Consider the following 257-nt stretch of genomic DNA (forward strand, 5'->3'; position numbering starts at 1 on the left):
CTGCCAAATGCATGCACTAAATGCTGGGTAACACCATAAACTCCGCCTTTCTTGCCAACATCTTCGCCGAAAACAACGGAATTTTCATATTGCGCCAGCACATCATGCAATGCCCAATTTAATAGCTTAGCCAGATGTTGTTTTTTACCTACGTTGTGTTGGTCGAATGCAAATAACTGCTGATGAGCCTCTTCCGATAGCAAAGCGGGTACCGGCACAGCATCACGCTGCGGTGCAATCGACGCCATGACCTGTTG

At 47.5% G+C, this 257-nt stretch carries 1 pseudogene; it reads right to left on the reverse strand.

Features of this window, described 5'->3' with window-relative positions:
• Window positions 1-257: pseudogene (locus R0J87_RS22235) on the reverse strand (MFS transporter); the annotation flags it as partial.

The organism is Halomonas sp. SIMBA_159 (genome assembly GCF_046536035.1).
Taxonomy (GTDB): Bacteria; Pseudomonadota; Gammaproteobacteria; order Pseudomonadales; family Halomonadaceae; genus Vreelandella; species Vreelandella venusta_A.